This window comes from Aquitalea pelogenes (assembly GCF_001515305.1).
In the GTDB taxonomy this organism is placed as follows: domain Bacteria; phylum Pseudomonadota; class Gammaproteobacteria; order Burkholderiales; family Chromobacteriaceae; genus Aquitalea; species Aquitalea pelogenes.
In genome coordinates, this window is record NZ_LNQV01000049.1 from 1 (window position 1) to 17,296 (window position 17,296).

Genomic DNA, 17,296 nt, shown 5'->3' on the forward strand with positions numbered 1-17,296 from the left:
CCACGGTCAGCCTGCCGGCAAAATCACCATCCCGTTTGCCCAGCAGCATGGCCTCTTCCACATTGGCCATAATTTCGTAGGCATGACCCAGAAAGCGCCCCTGCGGTGCCGGCAGTTCCAGCACAACCTTGTCGGTTTCCAGATCGATGACGTTTTCGTCGCGATTGACGAAATCGCCAGCTTTCTTGTGCCAGGTCATCAGCGTGGCTTCGGAAACGGACTCGGGCAGTTGGGGGACTTTGACTTCAATAATCATGTTCTTCTCCAGAGCGGGGCGGTCATCCTGCCGCCCCCGTCAGTGTAATCGTTGTGTTGGCGTGTACTTACTTGGCAATCGTCATGGCTTCTTCGACGAAGGCCTTGAGCTGGGCAACGTGCTTGCTCATGTAGCCTACGGCCGGGGAAGCAGAAGACGGACGACCAGCGAACGACAAGAACTGCTTGCCGATCAACAGACCTTCCAGGCGATGGCGGATCTGGTACCAGGCACCCTGGTTACGCGGCTCTTCCTGCACCCACATCACTTCCTTGGCTTGCGGGAAGCGTGCCAGCTCGGCGGCTACCTGCTCGGTCGGGAAGGGATACAACTGCTCGATGCGCACGATGGCGATTTCGTCTTCCAGGCCCTTTTCCTTGCGGCCGGCAGCCAGGTCGTAATACACCTGACCGGCACACAGCACCACGCGCTTCACTTTCTTCGGATCCTGCACCACGGCATCGCCGATCACCGGACGGAAGCTGCCGTTGGTGAAGTCTTCGATCGGGCTCATGGAGTCCTTGAAACGCAGCAGGCGCTTGGACAGGAAGATCACCAGCGGCTTGCGGTACGGACGCAGCACCTGACGGCGCAGCATGTGGAACATCTGGCTGGCTTCGGACGGCATCACGATCTGCATATTGTGCTCGGCGCACAGTTGCAGCCAGCGTTCCAGACGGGCGGAGGAGTGTTCCGGACCCTGACCATCGTAGCCGTGCGGCAGGATGGTGGTCAGGCCGCACAGACGGCCCCACTTGGTTTCGCCGGAGGAAATGAACTGGTCAATCGCCACCTGGGCGCCGTTGGCGAAGTCGCCGAACTGGGCTTCCCAGATCACCAGCTGATCCGGTGCGGAGCAGGCATAGCCGTATTCATAGGCCAGTACCGCTTCTTCGTTCAGGATGGAGTCGATCACCAGGAATTCGGCCTGGTTGTCGGACATATTGCGCAGCGGCACGTAGGAACCCTGGTCCCAGCGTTCGCGGTTCTGGTCGTGCAGCACGGCGTGACGGTGGGAGAAGGTACCACGGCCGGAGTCTTCACCGGACAGACGGACACCGAAGCCATTGGTCACCAGACTTGCATAGGCCAGGGTCTCGGCCATGCCCCAGTCGGCATTCTGTTCACCGGCAGCCATGGCCTTGCGTGCAGCCAGCACCTTTTGCACGGTGGGATGCAGCTTGAAGCCTTCCGGCAGGGTGGTGAACTTCTCGGTCAGGCGCTGGATATCGGCGCGCGGCAGCGAAGTGTCGGTCGGATGTGCCCAGTGGGTGCCCATGTACTGGCTCCAGTCCAGGGCATGTTCGCGCTTGTAGTTGGTGAGCGCGGTCTGTTCCACGTGCTCGCCCTTGTCCAGCGCGTCACGGTAGGCCTGGATCAGTGCTTCGGCTTCTTCTGCCTTCAGCACGCCTTCCTGTACCAGACGCTCGGCATACATGGCGCGTACGCCCTGATGCTTGGCAATTTTCTTGTACATCATCGGCTGGGTCAGGAAGGGATCATCACCTTCGTTGTGACCCAGTTTGCGGTAGCAGACCAGATCGATGACCACGTCCTTGTTGAACTGCATGCGGTAGTCCAGCGCAGCCTGCATCACGTAGCAGACGGCTTCCGGATCATCACCGTTGACGTGGAAGATCGGCGCTTCAACCATCTTGGCCACGTCGGTACAGTACAGGGTGGAACGCATGTCGCGCGTGTCCGAGGTGGTGAAACCCACCTGGTTGTTGATCACGATGTGGATGGTGCCACCGGTACCGTAGCCGCGGGTTTGCGACAGGTTGAAAGTACCCTGGTTGACACCCAGGCCGCCAAAGGCGGAGTCACCGTGAATCAGTACCGGCACTGCGCACTTGCGCTCGCTGTCCTTGCGCCGGTCCTGACGGGCGCGTACCGAGCCTTCCACCACCGGGTTGACGATTTCCAGGTGCGACGGGTTGAACGCCAGCGACACATGCATCGGACCACTGGCAGTGGGGATGTCGGAGGAGAAGCCCATGTGGTACTTCACGTCGCCGGAGGCCATTTGCTGGGCGGCCTTGCCTTCGAATTCGGCAAACAGGTCACGCGGCAGCTTGCCCAGGGTGTTCACCAGCACGTTCAGACGGCCACGGTGGGCCATGCCGATGATCAGTTCCTGCACGCCTACCGAAGTGGCGTTGTGGATCAGGTGGTCCAGCGCAGCAATGGTGGATTCGCCACCTTCCAGCGAGAAGCGTTTCTGGCCAACGTATTTGGTATGCAGATAGCGTTCCAGGGTCTCGGCCGCGGTGATCTGCTTGAGGATGCGCATTTTCTTGGCGGCATCGTAGCGCGGGGTGGACAGATCGCCTTCAAAGCGCTTCTGTACCCAGTGCTTTTCGTCCGACTTGGTGATGTGCATGAATTCCAGACCGATATTGCCGCAGTAGGTCTGTTTCAGACGCGACAGGATATCGGACAGCGGCAGCTTTTGCGGTGCCACCAGCGAACCCACATTGAACTGTACCGCCATGTCGGCATCGGTCAGGCCATGCTTGTGCGGATCCAGCTCTTGCAGGGTAGCCTGGTCCATACGCTTGAGCGGGTCGAGATTTGCCTGACGGGAACCCAGTACGCGGTAGGCCGAAATCAGCTTCAGCACGCCCACCTGCTTCTGCATGGTTTCCCACTCGCCGCCGGTGGTATTGCGCGGGCCGCTGGCCGGTTTCTTGGCCAGTTGAATGAAGGATTCCTGGATGGGCATGTGCGGTACATCGCGCTCGGCGGCACCCGGTGCCTGTGCCAGCTTGTCGAAGTAGTCGCGCCATTCGGCCGGAACCGAATTCGCATCAGCGAGGTACTGTTCGTACAGTTCCTCGATGAACGGTGCATTCCCACCGAACAGGTAGGAATGACTGTACATGGATTGCATCATTATTCGACCCTTTGTTTTATCTACGTACGTGTCTACGTTTGGCTACATTGCTGCGTGGAGAAAGCGTTGTGGAAAAGACGCAAGAAGGGCTTTGGCAGGGCAAATCCGTCTCCGTTTTTTCCGCAGCGCTCTATCGGCGTCTGTCGTGAAACTGCTGACTGTATTCTGTAAGACAAGGTAAAAAGTTGGCCGAAACGTGTCCGGCCAACTCGTCACTGCCTGATTAGCGCTTGTCGATGTCGACAATGTCGCGGCGCGGTGCGCCGGTGTACAGCTGACGCGGACGACCGATCTTCATGGCCGGGTCGGCGATCATCTCGCTCCAGTGCGCGATCCAGCCCACGGTACGTGCCAGGGCGAAGATCGGGGTGAACATCGAAACCGGAATGCCGATGGCAGACAGTACGATGCCGGAGTAGAAGTCGACGTTCGGGTACAGCTTGCGCTCGATGAAGTACGGGTCTTCCAGGGCGATCTTTTCCAGTGCCATGGCCAGCTTGAACTTCGGATCGTTGTGCAGGCCCAGTTCGTTCAACACTTCGTCGCAGGTCTGCTTCATGATGGCGGCGCGCGGGTCCATGTTCTTGTACACGCGGTGGCCAAAGCCCATCAGCTTGTAGCGCTTGTCCTTCACGCCTTGCATGAAGTCGGCCACGTTGTCCACGCTGCCGATTTCATCCAGCATTTTCAGTACGGCTTCGTTGGCGCCACCGTGGGACGGGCCCCACAGGCAGGCGATACCGGCAGCGATACATGCGAACGGGTTGGCACCGGAGGAACCAGCCAGACGGACGGTGGAGGTGGAAGCGTTCTGCTCGTGGTCGGCGTGCAGGGTGAAGATGCGGTCCAGCGCGCGAGCCAGAACCGGGTTCACCTTGTACTCTTCACACGGGGTGGAGAACATCATGTGCAGGAAGTTTTCCGCATAGGTCAGGCCGTTTTTCGGGTAGGAGAACGGCAGGCCCTTGTTGTAGCGGTAGGCTTGTGCGGCGATGGTCGGCAGCTTGGCCACCAGACGGTGGGCAGAGATGCGACGGTGTTCCGGATTGGTGATGTCCAGCGAGTCGTGGTAGAAGGCGGACAGCGCGCCAACCACACCCACCATTACAGCCATCGGGTGTGCGTCACGACGGAAGCCCTTGAACAGGCTCATCAGCTGGTCGTGCAGCATGTTGTGGCGCATCACGCCACGTTCGAATTCCTTGCGCTGGGCTGCGGTCGGCAGGTCGCCGTTCAGCAGCAGGTAGCACACTTCCAGATAGTCGCTCTTTTCAGCCAGCTGCTCGATCGGATAGCCGCGGTAGTAGAGCTGACCCAGATCACCGTCGATGAAGGTGATGGCGGACTCACAGCTGGCGGTGGCCAGGAAGCCCGGGTCAAAGGTGAACATGCCGGTCTTGGAGAAGGCACGGATATCGACGACATCCGGACCCAGAGTGCCGGACAATACCGGCATTTCCAGTGTGTCCTTGCCCTCGTTGTAAGCGAGCGTCACTTTGCGGTTAGTTTCCACAGCAATACTCCCAGTCAGTTTTGTGGTGTTGTAATCGTTTTTGGGCCCTGCAGCCTGCAACTCAAACAGAGCGCAGGATCTCGATGATGGCGGCTTCTTCCGGATCGTCCAGGTCAGCCTTGCCGTTCACCACATCCAGGAAGTCGGTGTCGGGCAAATCGAGAATACGCTTGTAGGCGTCGATCTCCGCCGGGGAGAGTGAATCGAAGCGCTGGGCAAAAAACCGCTCCAGCACCAGATCCAGCTCCAGCAAGCCCCGGCGGGACCGCCAACGGATCCGCTTGAGTTCAATCGGATCGTAAGCGGTCATACTGCACGCTTGACCATCAGGTCTTTGATCTTGCCGATTGCCTTGGTGGGGTTCAGGCCCTTGGGGCAAACATCGACACAGTTCATGATGGTGTGGCAACGGAACAGACGGTACGGATCTTCCAGGTTGTCCAGACGTTCGTTGATGGCGGTGTCGCGGGTATCGGCAATGAAGCGATAGGCTGCGAGCAGGCCGGCCGGGCCAACGAATTTGTCCGGGTTCCACCAGAACGACGGGCAGCTGGTGGAGCAGCAGGCGCACAGAATGCACTCGTACAGGCCGTTGAGCTCTTCACGGTCTTCCGGGCTTTGCAGGCGCTCGCGTTCCGGCGGCGGCGTGTCGTTGATCACGTACGGCTTGATCGAGTGGTATTGCTTGAAGAACTGGGTCATGTCGACGATCAGGTCGCGCACCACCGGCAGGCCCGGCAGCGGACGCAGCTCGATCGGCTGTTTCAGATCGCGGAAATCGGTCAGACAGGCCAGACCGTTCTTGCCGTTGATGTTCATGGCGTCAGAGCCACACACGCCCTCGCGGCAGGAACGACGGAAGGTGATGGTGTCATCCTTCACCTTCAGCTTGGTCAGCGCATCCAGCAACTTGCGGTCGGTGGAATCCAGCTCCACGCTGATGTCCTGCATGTAGGGCTTGGCATCCTTGTCCGGATCGTAACGGTAGATGCGGAATTTGACGGTTTCTGTAGTCATCTTGTTCAAGCCCTTAGTAGGAACGTGTCTTCAGAGCAATGGTGTCGACAGTCAGCGGCTGCAGGTTCACCGGCTTGTATTCCAGACGGTTGCCTTCGCGGCTCCACAGGGTGTGCTTCAGCCAGTTGGCATCGTCACGGCCGTTCGGGGTTTCCGGTGTATCCGGTGCATCGTCACGCACGTGTGCGCCGCGCGATTCGGTACGGGCATTGGCCGAGATCATGGTGGCCTTGGCCACTTCGATCAGGTTTTCCAGCTCCAGTGCCTCGATGCGGGCCATGTTGAACACGCTGGATTTGTCGGAAATTTCGGTCTGTTGAACCATCTTTTCCACTTCCAGAATCTTCTCAACACCCTGAGCCAGCATGTCCTTGAAGCGGAACACGCCGCAGTGTGCCTGCATGGTACGCTGCATGGCGGTACGGGCATCGTTGACGGCCACACCGTTGGTCTGCTTGTTCAGGCGCTCTACGCGAGCTACCGAACGTTCTACGTCGGCAGTAGCCAGTTGCGGCAGTTCCAGCGGCTGTTGCTTGATGAAGTCGATCATCGAGTTGGCCGAACTCTTGCCGAATACCAGCAGGTCGAGCAGAGAGTTGGTACCCAGGCGGTTGGCACCGTGCACCGAGGCGCAAGCGCATTCGCCAGCGGCGTAGAAGCCGTGTACCGGTTTGCCTTCCACCACCACTTCGCCGTGGTAGTTGGTGGGGATGCCACCCATCTGGTAGTGACAGGTCGGCACTACCGGAATCGGGGCCTTGATCGGGTCCACACCGGCAAACTTGATGGAAATTTCACGGATGCCCGGCAGCTTGGACATGATCACATCGGGGTCGAGGTGAGTGATGTCCAGCAGCACGTGATCCTTGTTCGGGCCACAACCACGGCCTTCATTGATCTCGGTCACCATGGCACGGGACACCACGTCACGCGAAGCCAGATCCTTGGCATTCGGTGCATAGCGTTCCATGAAGCGTTCGCCCGCGCTGTTGCGCAGGATACCGCCTTCGCCACGGACACCTTCGGTAATCAGTACACCGGCACCGGCAACGCCAGTGGGGTGGAATTGCCAGAATTCCATGTCTTCCAGCGGGATGCCGGCACGTGCGGCCATGCCCAGACCATCACCGGTGTTGATGAAGGCATTGGTGGAAGAAGCATAGATACGACCGGCGCCGCCAGTAGCAAACAGGGTGGCCTTGGCCTGGAACACCACGATTTCCGAGGTTTCCATTTCCATGGCAACAACGCCTTGCACATTGCCGTCGGCATCACGAATCAGGTCCAGTGCCATCCACTCTACAAAGAAGTGGGTATTGGCACGCACATTGCGCTGGTACAGCGCGTGCAGCATGGCATGACCGGTACGGTCGGCGGCAGCACAGGCGCGACGCACCGGCTTTTCACCGAAGTTGGACATGTGACCGCCGAACGGACGCTGGTAGATGGTGCCATCAGCGTTACGGTCGAACGGCATGCCGTAGTGTTCCAGCTCGGTCACCACCTTCGGTGCCTCGCGGCACATGAATTCGATGGCATCCTGGTCACCCAGCCAGTCCGAACCCTTTACGGTGTCGTACATGTGCCAGGTCCAGTGATCTTCCTCGGAGTTACCCAGAGAGGCGGACACACCGCCCTGCGCCGCTACGGTATGCGAGCGGGTGGGAAATACCTTGGACAGAACGGCAGTCTTCAGGCCAGCTTCGGACAGCTGCAGGGCGGCACGCATGCCGGCACCACCTGCGCCAACGATTACTGCATCAAAATGACGAACAGGTACGCCCATTACAGCCCCCAGACAACTTTAACGGAATAGATGAAACAGGACACCAGCCACACGATGGTGAAGGCATGCAGCGCCAGGCGCAGGCCGGTCGGCTTGATGTAGTCCATCCACACATCGCGAATACCAACCCATACGTGCAGGAACACTGCCAGCAAGGTAGTCTGGGTCAGTACCTGAACCCAGGTTTGCGCGAAGAAGTCTTTCCAGCCGGCATAGCTGGACGGCATGGTCAGCAGGAACAGTGCCAGAGCTACGGTATAGATCACCATGATGGTGGCCGTCACGCGCTGCATGACCCAGTCGCGCAAACCGTAGTGAGCGCCGATGACAGAGCGGTTTACCATAGTGCTACTCCCAGAATCAGAGTCAGAGCCAGGCTCACCACCACAACAGTCTTGGCGGTAGCGCGAGCGGTTTGCAGTTCCAGACCCTTATGGATATCCAGGAACAGGAAACGGATACCGGCACAGAAGTGATGCATGTAGGCCCACAGCAAGCCGATGAGGATGATCTTCATCAGCGGGTGCGCGACTACGGCACGGTAGGTTTCAAAGGACTCTGCTGAACTGAGCGAACCATGTAGGAGGTAGATCAACAGCGGGAGGGAAAAGAAGAGCGCCACACCACTGACCCGGTGCAAGATCGAGACGATGCCCGGGATGGGCAGTCTGATCGTGGCCAGATCCAGGTGCTTCGGTCGTTGCTTCTGCATATGGCTTCCTTGGATGTATTTGAACCAAGTGGTTATCTCCGGGCCCCTGTCTGGAAGCCCGCCTGAAAGGTCCGCCCTTGTAGAAACCGGGTGGTCCCCTTCAATACTTAAACATCATGCTGCCCGATGCTGCAGGGCAATATGATCTGGAAATTCTAGCAAAAATCACCCGGCTACTGACCGTTTTTTGCCTGACAAGCGACATTTGCATGCCGACAGGCGACATCAGCAGCCCTTTTGCAGCAGCGCCAGGTCCCGACTCAGGCAGTAGCGCTGCCGCCATTCAACCCGCTCTCCAACTGACGAAAAGGTCAGTCGAAGCATGCTCAACACCGGCTCCTCCAGTGCCGCCCCGGACAGGCCAAGCAGGTTGGCATCCTCACGCGGCAGCATCACTGCACGGTATTGCTCACGACTCTCAACCACTCTTACCCCGAAGCGCTGCTGCAAGGTGGCATACACACCGACACCAGACCTGAACCAGCGCGCTTCCATGCCATCGAAGCGCTCGGCAGGCAGATAAACCTCATCCAGCGCCACCGGCCTGCCCTGCCCGCGCCACAACTGGCGTACCCGGAACATCGGCGCATGCCGACGCAACTGCAAGGCCACCGCCATGTCATCGCTGGCATTCATCCGGGAGATGGCCAGAAACTCGCAACTGAGCCGGTCCGGCACTTCGTCAAACACACCGGGCGACTGCAGCAAGGCATTACCCCAGTCACTGAGCACCGGAGCAACAAATGTCCCCTTGCCTTGCTGGCGGTAAAGCAGACCATCGGCCACCAACTCGCTCAGCGCCTTGCGGACCGTTCCCTGACTGACGGACATCTCATCAGCCAGATCCCACTCACTGGGCAAGGCATCATGCTCCAGCCACTCGCCTTCGGCGATACGACGCAGTAAAAACTGCTTGATCTGCACATACAGCGGCTGTCGGCGTGGGGCATTTGCAATCATGTAGTGGCTTTGTATCATCAAACAAATCAAGCGTAAAGGGATGTCTTATATAAGACACAAGAGTAAAACCAGCATATCAGAATTTCTGATGGGGATTCCAGCCCCACATGGTCTACACTCCGTGATACACTCGCTTCACACTTATAGTGCAGAGCAACATCTGCTATTTGAGACAGTCTCGGATATCTAAAGGAGAGTCCACCAATGAAAGCTCCCGTTCGCGTTGCCGTTACCGGCGCTGCTGGTCAGATTGGCTACAGCCTGCTGTTCCGTATCGCCAGTGGTGAAATGCTGGGCAAAGACCAGCCGGTCATCCTGCAACTGCTCGACCTGCCGCAAGCCCAGACCGCCGTTAAAGGCGTGATGATGGAACTGGAAGACTGTGCCTTCCCGCTGCTGGCCGGCATGGTTGCCACCGACGATCCGAACGTCGCTTTCAAGGACGCTCAAGTAGCCCTGCTGGTGGGCGCGCGTCCGCGTAGCAAAGGCATGGAACGCAAAGACCTGCTGGAAGCCAATGGCGCCATCTTCACCGTTCAGGGCAAGGCACTGAACGACCACGCCGACCGCAATGTACGCGTTCTGGTGGTTGGCAACCCGGCCAACACCAATGCCTGGATCGCCATGAAGAGCGCTCCGGACCTGAACCCGAAAAATTTCACCGCCATGTTGCGTCTGGACCACAACCGCGCCCTGTCGCAAATCGCTGCCAAGACTGGCAAGCCGGTTTCCGCCATCAAGGACCTGGCTGTATGGGGCAACCACTCCCCGACCATGTACGCCGACTACCGCTTCGCCACCATCGATGGCCAGTCGGTAAAAGCCATGATCAACGACGAAGCCTGGAACCGTGACGTATTCCTGCCGACCGTTGGCAAGCGTGGTGCCGCCATCATCGAAGCACGTGGCCTGTCCTCTGCAGCTTCCGCTGCCAACGCCGCCATCGACCACATCCACGACTGGGTGCTGGGCAGCAATGGCAAGTGGGTGACCATGGGCATTCCGTCCGACGGTTCCTACGGCATTCCGGAAGGCGTGATGTACGGCTTCCCGGTTGTATGCGAAAATGGCGAGTACAAGATCGTTCAAGGCCTGGAAGTGGACGAGTTCAGCCGCGAACGCATGAACTTCACCCTGGCCGAGCTGGAAGAAGAGCGCGCAGCTGTCGCTCACCTGTTTGGCTAAGACTTAGCCAGATCAGCGAAAAGCGCACCGCATGGTGCGCTTTTTGTGTTTGATCAATACCGCCAAGCATATTTGAATTTACTAATACAGACTGCTAACTGGAGCAAGAGCATGATTGAAGTTGAAGTCCTGAACCAGATCGCGGCCACGATTGAAAACCTGGCCGAACGCGCCGCCGATATTCGGGGGTATCTTTGACTACGACGGTAAAAAAGACCGTCTGGAAGAAGTAAGCCGCCTTACCGAAGACCCTGATATCTGGAACGACCCCAAGCGCGCACAGGAACTGGGCCGCGAACGCAAGCAGCTGGAAGACGTGGTACTGGTGCTGGACAGCATCAATGCCAGCATTGCCGATGGCCGCGAACTGCTGGAAATGGGCAAGAGCGAAGAGGATGACGAAACCATTCTCGCCGTGCAGTCCGACATGGAAGAAGTCGAAGCCAAGGTGGCCAAGATGGAATTCCGCCGCATGTTCCACGACCCGATGGACCCGAACAACTGCTTCCTGGACATCCAGGCTGGTGCCGGTGGCACCGAGGCACAGGACTGGGCCGGCATGCTGTTGCGCATGTACACCCGCTATGCTGAGCGCAAGGGCTTCAAGGTAGACGTACTGGAAGTATCCGAAGGCGAAGTGGCCGGCATCAGCAGCGCTACGCTGAAGATCGAGGGCGAATACGCCTACGGTCTGCTGCGTACCGAAGTGGGCGTTCACCGCCTGGTGCGCGTGTCGCCGTTTGACTCCAACGCCCGTCGCCACACCTCGTTCTCCTCGGTATTCGTATACCCGGAAGTGGACGACAGCTTCGAGATCGACATCAACCCGGCTGATCTGCGTATCGACACCTATCGCGCCTCCGGTGCAGGTGGTCAGCACATTAACAAGACAGACTCGGCCGTACGTATCACCCACTTGCCCACCAATACCGTGGTGCAGTGCCAGAACGACCGCTCGCAGCACCGCAACCGCGACGAAGCCATGCAGATGCTGCGTGCCAAGCTGTACGAGCTGGAGCTGAAAAAGCGCAACGAGGCCAAGCAGGCGCTGGAAGACACCAAGACCGATGTGGGCTGGGGTCACCAGATCCGCTCCTACGTGTTCGACCAGTCCCGCATCAAGGACCTGCGTACCAGCCATGAAGTGGGCAATATCAAGGGCGTCATGGATGGCGACCTGGACGGCTTTATTGAAGCCAGTCTGAAACAGGGCGTGTAAACGTCCGGGCCGGCAGCAGCTGCCGGCCTGCATTACAGCAGCGTAAAACCTTAATTGTTGGCCGATGAGGCCTGGCGGGGGAATGGCCCCCTGCCCTTACCGCAGTAGTCAACGGAGTCATCATGTCTGAACGTGAACAAGCATCATCCCTGAGTCAGGACGAAAACCAGATCATGGCGGAACGCCGCCAGAAGCTGAAGAGCATCCGCGAAAAACGCGTCGCTTTCCCCAACGATTTCAAACGCAGCCACTTTGCCAAGGATCTTCAGGAAAAACACGCGGGTAAAGACAAGGAAGCTCTGGAAGCCGAGAAGATCGAGGTTGCCGTTGCCGGCCGCATGATGCTCAAGCGCGTCATGGGCAAGGCCAGCTTTGCCACCCTGCAGGATGGCAGCGGCCGCATCCAGGCTTACATCGCCAACGACGGTGTCGGTGAAGAAGCCCACGCCGAGTTCAAGCACTTTGACCTGGGCGACATCATCGCCATCCGTGGCGAGCTGTTCAAGACCAAGACCGGCGAGTTGACCGTCAAGGCCAGCGAAGTGCGCCTGCTGTCCAAGAACATCCGTCCGCTGCCGGAAAAATTCCACGGCATGACCGATCAGGAACAAAAGTACCGTCAGCGCTACGCCGACCTGATCATGAGCGAAGAAAGCCGCACCACCTTCATCAAGCGCTCGCAGATCGTGCAGAAGATCCGCGACGTGATGGTGAGCGAAGGTTATCTGGAAGTGGAAACCCCGATGATGCACCCAATCCCGGGCGGTGCCACGGCCAAACCGTTCGTGACCCACCACAATGCGCTGGACATGCCGCTATACCTGCGCATTGCGCCGGAACTTTATCTGAAGCGTCTGGTGGTGGGTGGTCTGGAACGCGTATTCGAGATCAACCGCAACTTCCGTAACGAGGGGATGAGCACACGCCACAACCCCGAGTTCACCATGATCGAGTTTTACGAAGCCTACAGCGACTACCAGCGCATGATGGAGATGACCGAAAACATCATCCGTCGCTGTGCCGAAACCGTGTGTGGCAGCACCACCATCAGCTACAACGGCAAGGAAGTGGAACTGGGCAAACCGTTCGACCGCTTCACCATTGTTGGTGCCATCAAGCACTACAACCCGCAGTACACCGACGAACAACTGGCCGACGCGGCCTGGGTTGCCAGCGAAATCAAGCGCCTGGGTGGCAAGCTGCCGCCGGCACCGGGCCTGGGCAGCCTGCAACTGGCCCTGTTTGAAGAATGTGCCGAAGGCCTGCTGTGGAACCCGACCTTCATCATCGACTATCCGGTAGAAGTGTCCCCGCTGGCCCGTGGTTCCGATGCTGACCCGTCCATCACCGAACGCTTCGAACTGTTCATCGTGGGCCGTGAGCACGCCAATGGCTACTCCGAGTTGAATGACCCGGAAGACCAGGCCGCCCGCTTCATGTCCCAGGTGGCCCAAAAGGACGCCGGTGACGACGAAGCCATGCACTACGACGCCGACTACATCCGCGCCATGGAATACGGCCTGCCGCCGACTGGCGGTTGCGGTATCGGCATCGACCGTCTGGTGATGCTGCTGACCGATGCCCCGTCCATCCGCGACGTTATCCTGTTCCCGCAGATGCGTCCCGAATAAGCAGTCTTACCGCTGCAGAAAGTGCAAATGCCTTGTTACCCGACAAGGCCATTTTTTTATTTGTGCAAATTGGATCGTAACAATTGAATAGACCATGGCAATCAACCTAAAATGCCATTGGTTTAAAAACCAATGTTATGCATGTCATTTCACAATAAAGCCTGACCAGACACTGCTTTCTTGTGCATGCCATTGGTTTTTACAATGCCGATCCAAAAAAACAAGCCAACTCCGAAAGTGAATCATCCGTATGCGCATTCTGCACACTACCCTTGCTGTCTGTTCTGCTGTCTGTCTGATCACCCCGGCATTTGCCGCCAAAAGTTCAACGGGCAATGCCGACATTCTCGCGGCCAATAACCAGTACAGCCTCTATCTGCAAAACACCAAAATGGACTATGCGGAAACCGGCGGCAGCCATGGCTCTGCTCCGGGACTGCTGGATACGGAAAACGGTAACATCCCCGGTTTCGGCCTGAGCGCCACATCCATGTCTGACTGGGCGCTGGGTAATGATTACCTGCAGTTCGATTTCAATTACAGCAACGGCAACACTGATTACGTGGGTTCCTACATCAACAGTAATGCCGGTTATGGTTCGCTCAAATCAAGCAGCACGGCTCACATCTACAACTACAGCGCCCGCTACGGCAAGGGCTTCAGCATGTCCAGACAGACCATGCTGACCCCCTATGTCGAACTGGGTCACCACCGCTGGGAACGTGGTCTGTCAGCCACTCAGGATGAAACCTACAGCCACAACTACGGTGGGCTGGGCTTGCTGTTGCAGGTGGCACCGGTCAACAAGCTGGTCCTGAACGCGGATCTGTTTTATGGCCGCACCTTCCAGTCGAAAATCAGCACCAATCACTACACGTTGCCAGAAGCCACGCTGGGCAACTCCTCCTTCAAGCGTTACGGTGTCGGCGCCGACTATGCTTTCAGCCAGCGCTTCCATGGCAAGATCAGCTACAGCCACGAAAGCTACTCGTATGGCATCAGCGATCTGAGCAGCTATGGCTATTACGAGCCCAACAGTACGACCAAGAACTCCATCTACCGCGTGGGCATCGGTTACGCCTTCTGACAGGCAATGAAAAAACCGCAAGGAACATTCCTTGCGGTTTTTTTATCACAACTGCAGCCAAGCTCACTCACCCGGCAGCAACGTTCCCTTGGCCAGCAAGCCGGTAAACTCTTCCGGCGGCATCGGCTTGGCCAGCAGATAGCCCTGAATCAGGTCACAACCTTCCTGTTTCAGGAAGTGCCACTGGTCTATCGTTTCCACCCCTTCAGCCACCACCTGCATGTTGAGGTTCTTGGCCATGTTGATGATGGCACGGGCAATGGCCGAGTCGTCCAGATCATTCGGGATGTCACGCACGAAGGAGCGGTCGATCTTCAGCTTGTCGGCCTTGAAGCGCTTGAGGTAGGACAGGCTGGAATAGCCGGTACCAAAGTCATCAATCGACAGCTGCAAACCCATGCCCTTGATGCTGTCGATGGCCTGCAAGGTACTGGTGACGTCTTCCATGATGACGCTTTCGGTCACTTCCACATCCAGCATGTCGGCAGACAGGCCATGGCTGCTGAGCGCCTTCTCCAGTACCTCGGCCAGATCCTGTTGGCGGAACTGCAAGGCAGACAGATTGATGGCCAGGGACATCTTGGGCAGGCCCTGGTCATGCCACAGCGCCAGTTGACGGCAGGCTTCACGAATCACCCAGTTACCGATCTGCACGATGAAACCACGCTCCTCGGCCACTTCGATGAAGCGTGCCGGGCCAAGAATGCCCAGTGACGGGTGATTCCAGCGGATCAGCGCCTCGGCACCGGTAATGCGGCCATCGGCCATGGCGACCTGTGGCTGGTAATGCAGGATGAACTCGTTGCGTTCCAGCGCAAAGCGCAGCTGGCTTTCAATGGCCAGAATCTCGCGCGCGCGGGCATTGAGGTCGGCAGTGTAGAACTTGTAGCTGTTGCGACCGGACGACTTGGCGTGATACATCGCCGCATCGGCATTGCGCACCAGGGTTTCAAAGTCGCGGCCATCATCCGGATACACGCTGATGCCGATGGAAGGCGTGATGGTGATGGTGTGATTGTGCAGTTCGATCGAGGCACCAAACGATTCACGGATACGCTCGGCTGCCAGAGCCGCCTCGCTGGGGTCGGAAATGGCCGGCAGCAGGATGATGAATTCGTCCCCGCCCTGACGCGCCACCGTTTCGCCCGCAGCCAGGGAGGACTTGATGCGGTCGGCCGCCACCTGCAACAGGATGTCCCCGGCAGAATGGCCCAGCGACTCGTTGACGGTCTTGAAGCGGTCCAGGTCCAGCAGCAGCAAGGCCATCTGCTCGTTGTCACGGCAGGCATTATGAATGGCCAGCTCCACCCGGTCGTGCATGTGCGCACGGTTGGGCAGGCTGGTGAGCACGTCGAAGTGCGCCAGGAACTGGATGCGCTCGTCTGCTGCCTTGCGTTCGGTCAGATCACTGAAAATGGCCACATAGTGCGTGATTTCCGACAAGGGGTTACGCACGGCGTTGATGGCCAGCCATTCCGGATAGATTTCACCGTTCTTGCGGCGATTCCAGATTTCGCCCTGCCATGAGCCCTGATTATCAATGGCCTGCCACATGGTGGTGTAGAAGGCATCATCATGACGGCCAGAGGAGAGAATGCTGGTTTTCTGCCCCAGCACTTCCTGCTGCGTATAACCGGTGATTTCGGTAAAGGCCTTGTTGACACTGCGAATGCGTTTTTCGCTGTCGGTGATCATGATGCCTTCCACGGTGTTCTCGAACACCTTGGCCGCAAGCTGCACCCGCTCTTCCGCTGCACGTTTTTCCGAAATGTCACGCACCATGCGCCACACCGCATTGATGCGGCCAAAGGCGTCACGCATGGCAACGGTTTTCACGCTGACCGGCACATGGTTGCCAAAGCGGTTCATGTACACCGCTTCGAATTCGTCGCAATAGCCGAAGCGCAATACCTTGTTGTCCAGATTGAAACGCTCCAGCGCTTCGCTCTCCTGCCCCACCAGCGACCAGAAGTTCTGCTGCTTGAGCTGGTCCAGGTTGTAGCACATCAGGTTGAGGAAGGCCGGGTTGGCATCCATCACCTGCCCGTCCAGCGAACTGATGACAATGCCGTCCAGATTGGACCAGAACAGCTCGCGGTATTTGTTTTCCGAACGACGCAGCGCATCTTCCACTTCACGGCGGCGCGAAATGTCGGCCTCCAGCGCCAATGTCTTGGCGCGCAGCTCGTCAATCAGGCGCTTGAGTTCGGAGCGGGTCCATTCCAGATGCTTGCCCAGCTTGCCGATTTCATCACGCCTTGCCCAGTAGAACGGCGACTCCAGCTTGAGCTCGGCCAGCTGGGTGGCCTGTTCGGTCAGGCTGTGCATCGGACGCAGGAAGCGGGAATGCAAAATACTCATGATCAGCAGGATGGACAGCACCAGCTGCGCCACCAGAATCAGCAGGATGTTCTTGACCTGGTTGTGCAGGGCATTAGCCAGATGTTCGGTATCGAATTCCAGCGTCACCTGGCCGATTTCCTCGCCACGGTAAATCACCGGCTTCTGCACGAAAGACACGCCGCCCACACGGCGCTCGCTGCGCAAGGCGGACAGGAACACCTGGTTGGACTGGGTATCGGTCACGCGGATGGACACCACCCGGGCATCCTCCATCACCGAGGAAATCAACGGGCTGCCGGCCTGGCGGCTCAGGTTCCACAACGGTTCCTGCATGCCCAGCGCAACAATGTCCAGCAAGCGCTTTTCGTCGGTTTCCAGTTGTGCCGTCAGGTTATCGCGCTGAATGTTGATACTCAGGTAACTGATGATGGACGCGGGAATGAGCAAGCCGAGTACCACGGCGATCAAAAATACCGCGCGCAGCGACAAACTGGAGGTGACAGGGTTTTTATCTTCTTGGGTTGCCATTGGTCTTGATAATCAAAATGCGTTAATGGCGCGGAACATCCGCCGGCAATATTCAAATATTCAATGATGCAAAAAACTAATGATGACAAAGCATGCGGGGAATGCACGCATGATAAGTCAGACCTGATTCCGTTATAAGCGATTTTTTCTGCACAACGACAGT

At 58.0% G+C, this 17,296-nt stretch carries 15 protein-coding genes; 5 read left to right on the forward strand and 10 right to left on the reverse strand.

Annotated elements, in window-relative coordinates:
* The 9 genes from AWT75_RS23120 to AWT75_RS17050 all read right to left on the reverse strand — a co-directional run.
* Positions 1-256 (reverse strand): biotin/lipoyl-containing protein (locus AWT75_RS23120; RefSeq protein WP_338021310.1); only part of this gene is annotated, 256 nt, incomplete at its 3' end.
* Between the two features lie 67 nt (positions 257-323).
* Positions 324-3,152: a 2-oxoglutarate dehydrogenase E1 component gene (locus AWT75_RS17015; protein WP_062790688.1), complete on the reverse strand. Its 2,829-nt coding sequence runs from the start codon at positions 3,150-3,152 to the stop codon at positions 324-326.
* 223 nt (positions 3,153-3,375) lie between these two features.
* Complete coding sequence (gltA, locus tag AWT75_RS17020; RefSeq protein WP_062790705.1) at positions 3,376-4,665, reverse strand: citrate synthase; 1,290 nt, start codon at positions 4,663-4,665, stop codon at positions 3,376-3,378.
* Between the two features lie 61 nt (positions 4,666-4,726).
* Positions 4,727-4,975: an FAD assembly factor SdhE gene (locus tag AWT75_RS17025; protein ID WP_045845611.1), complete on the reverse strand. Its 249-nt coding sequence runs from the start codon at positions 4,973-4,975 to the stop codon at positions 4,727-4,729.
* Positions 4,972-5,682, reverse strand: coding sequence for a succinate dehydrogenase iron-sulfur subunit (locus tag AWT75_RS17030; protein ID WP_045845610.1), 711 nt, complete (start codon positions 5,680-5,682; stop codon positions 4,972-4,974). The genes AWT75_RS17025 and AWT75_RS17030 overlap by 4 nt, the downstream gene beginning before the upstream one ends.
* A gap of 13 nt (positions 5,683-5,695) precedes the next feature.
* Positions 5,696-7,468 carry a succinate dehydrogenase flavoprotein subunit gene (gene sdhA / locus AWT75_RS17035; protein WP_045845609.1) on the reverse strand — a complete coding sequence of 591 codons (1,773 nt, stop codon included), beginning with the start codon at positions 7,466-7,468 and terminating at the stop codon, positions 5,696-5,698.
* Positions 7,468-7,812 (reverse strand): succinate dehydrogenase, hydrophobic membrane anchor protein, encoded by a 345-nt coding sequence (gene sdhD / locus AWT75_RS17040; RefSeq protein ID WP_045845608.1) that lies wholly within the window; start codon positions 7,810-7,812, stop codon positions 7,468-7,470. The genes sdhA and sdhD overlap by 1 nt, the downstream gene beginning before the upstream one ends.
* On the reverse strand, positions 7,806-8,180 hold the full coding sequence (gene sdhC, locus AWT75_RS17045; protein WP_045845607.1) for a succinate dehydrogenase, cytochrome b556 subunit: 375 nt from the start codon (positions 8,178-8,180) through the stop codon (positions 7,806-7,808). The genes sdhD and sdhC overlap by 7 nt, the downstream gene beginning before the upstream one ends.
* A gap of 225 nt (positions 8,181-8,405) precedes the next feature.
* Entirely contained in the window at positions 8,406-9,140 is a 735-nt protein-coding gene (locus AWT75_RS17050) for a GntR family transcriptional regulator (RefSeq protein ID WP_062790707.1), read from the reverse strand.
* Between the two features lie 204 nt (positions 9,141-9,344).
* Here AWT75_RS17050 and AWT75_RS17055 point away from each other — a divergent pair, with 204 nt between their 5' ends.
* The 4 genes from AWT75_RS17055 to AWT75_RS17070 all read left to right on the forward strand — a co-directional run bounded on the left by AWT75_RS17055 (position 9,345) and on the right by AWT75_RS17070 (position 14,262).
* The gene (locus tag AWT75_RS17055; protein ID WP_045845606.1) at positions 9,345-10,325 is read left to right on the forward strand and encodes a malate dehydrogenase; all 981 of its coding nucleotides are present in this window, start codon (positions 9,345-9,347) and stop codon (positions 10,323-10,325) included.
* A 111-nt stretch (positions 10,326-10,436) separates the two neighbouring features.
* Positions 10,437-11,544 (forward strand): peptide chain release factor 2 gene (gene prfB, locus AWT75_RS17060; RefSeq protein ID WP_131355459.1). Its coding sequence is split into 2 segments (ribosomal slippage): positions 10,437-10,520 and positions 10,522-11,544, totalling 1,107 coding nucleotides; the frame shifts between segments, so codons are not numbered across the junction.
* Positions 11,545-11,666: 122 nt separating this feature from the next.
* Complete coding sequence (gene lysS, locus AWT75_RS17065) at positions 11,667-13,175, forward strand: lysine--tRNA ligase (RefSeq protein WP_045845605.1); 1,509 nt, start codon at positions 11,667-11,669, stop codon at positions 13,173-13,175.
* 250 nt (positions 13,176-13,425) lie between these two features.
* Complete coding sequence (locus AWT75_RS17070) at positions 13,426-14,262, forward strand: hypothetical protein (protein ID WP_062790690.1); 837 nt, start codon at positions 13,426-13,428, stop codon at positions 14,260-14,262.
* A gap of 63 nt (positions 14,263-14,325) precedes the next feature.
* On the opposite strand, the gene AWT75_RS17075 is transcribed toward AWT75_RS17070, so the two are convergent.
* The gene (locus AWT75_RS17075; protein ID WP_239689635.1) at positions 14,326-17,052 is read right to left on the reverse strand and encodes a bifunctional diguanylate cyclase/phosphodiesterase; all 2,727 of its coding nucleotides are present in this window, start codon (positions 17,050-17,052) and stop codon (positions 14,326-14,328) included.
* On the opposite strand from AWT75_RS17075, the gene AWT75_RS23125 reads away from it, so the two are divergent.
* The gene (locus AWT75_RS23125) at positions 17,045-17,200 is read left to right on the forward strand and encodes a hypothetical protein (protein WP_239689636.1); all 156 of its coding nucleotides are present in this window, start codon (positions 17,045-17,047) and stop codon (positions 17,198-17,200) included. The genes AWT75_RS17075 and AWT75_RS23125 overlap by 8 nt on opposite strands.
* The last annotated feature ends 96 nt before the right edge of the window (positions 17,201-17,296 follow it).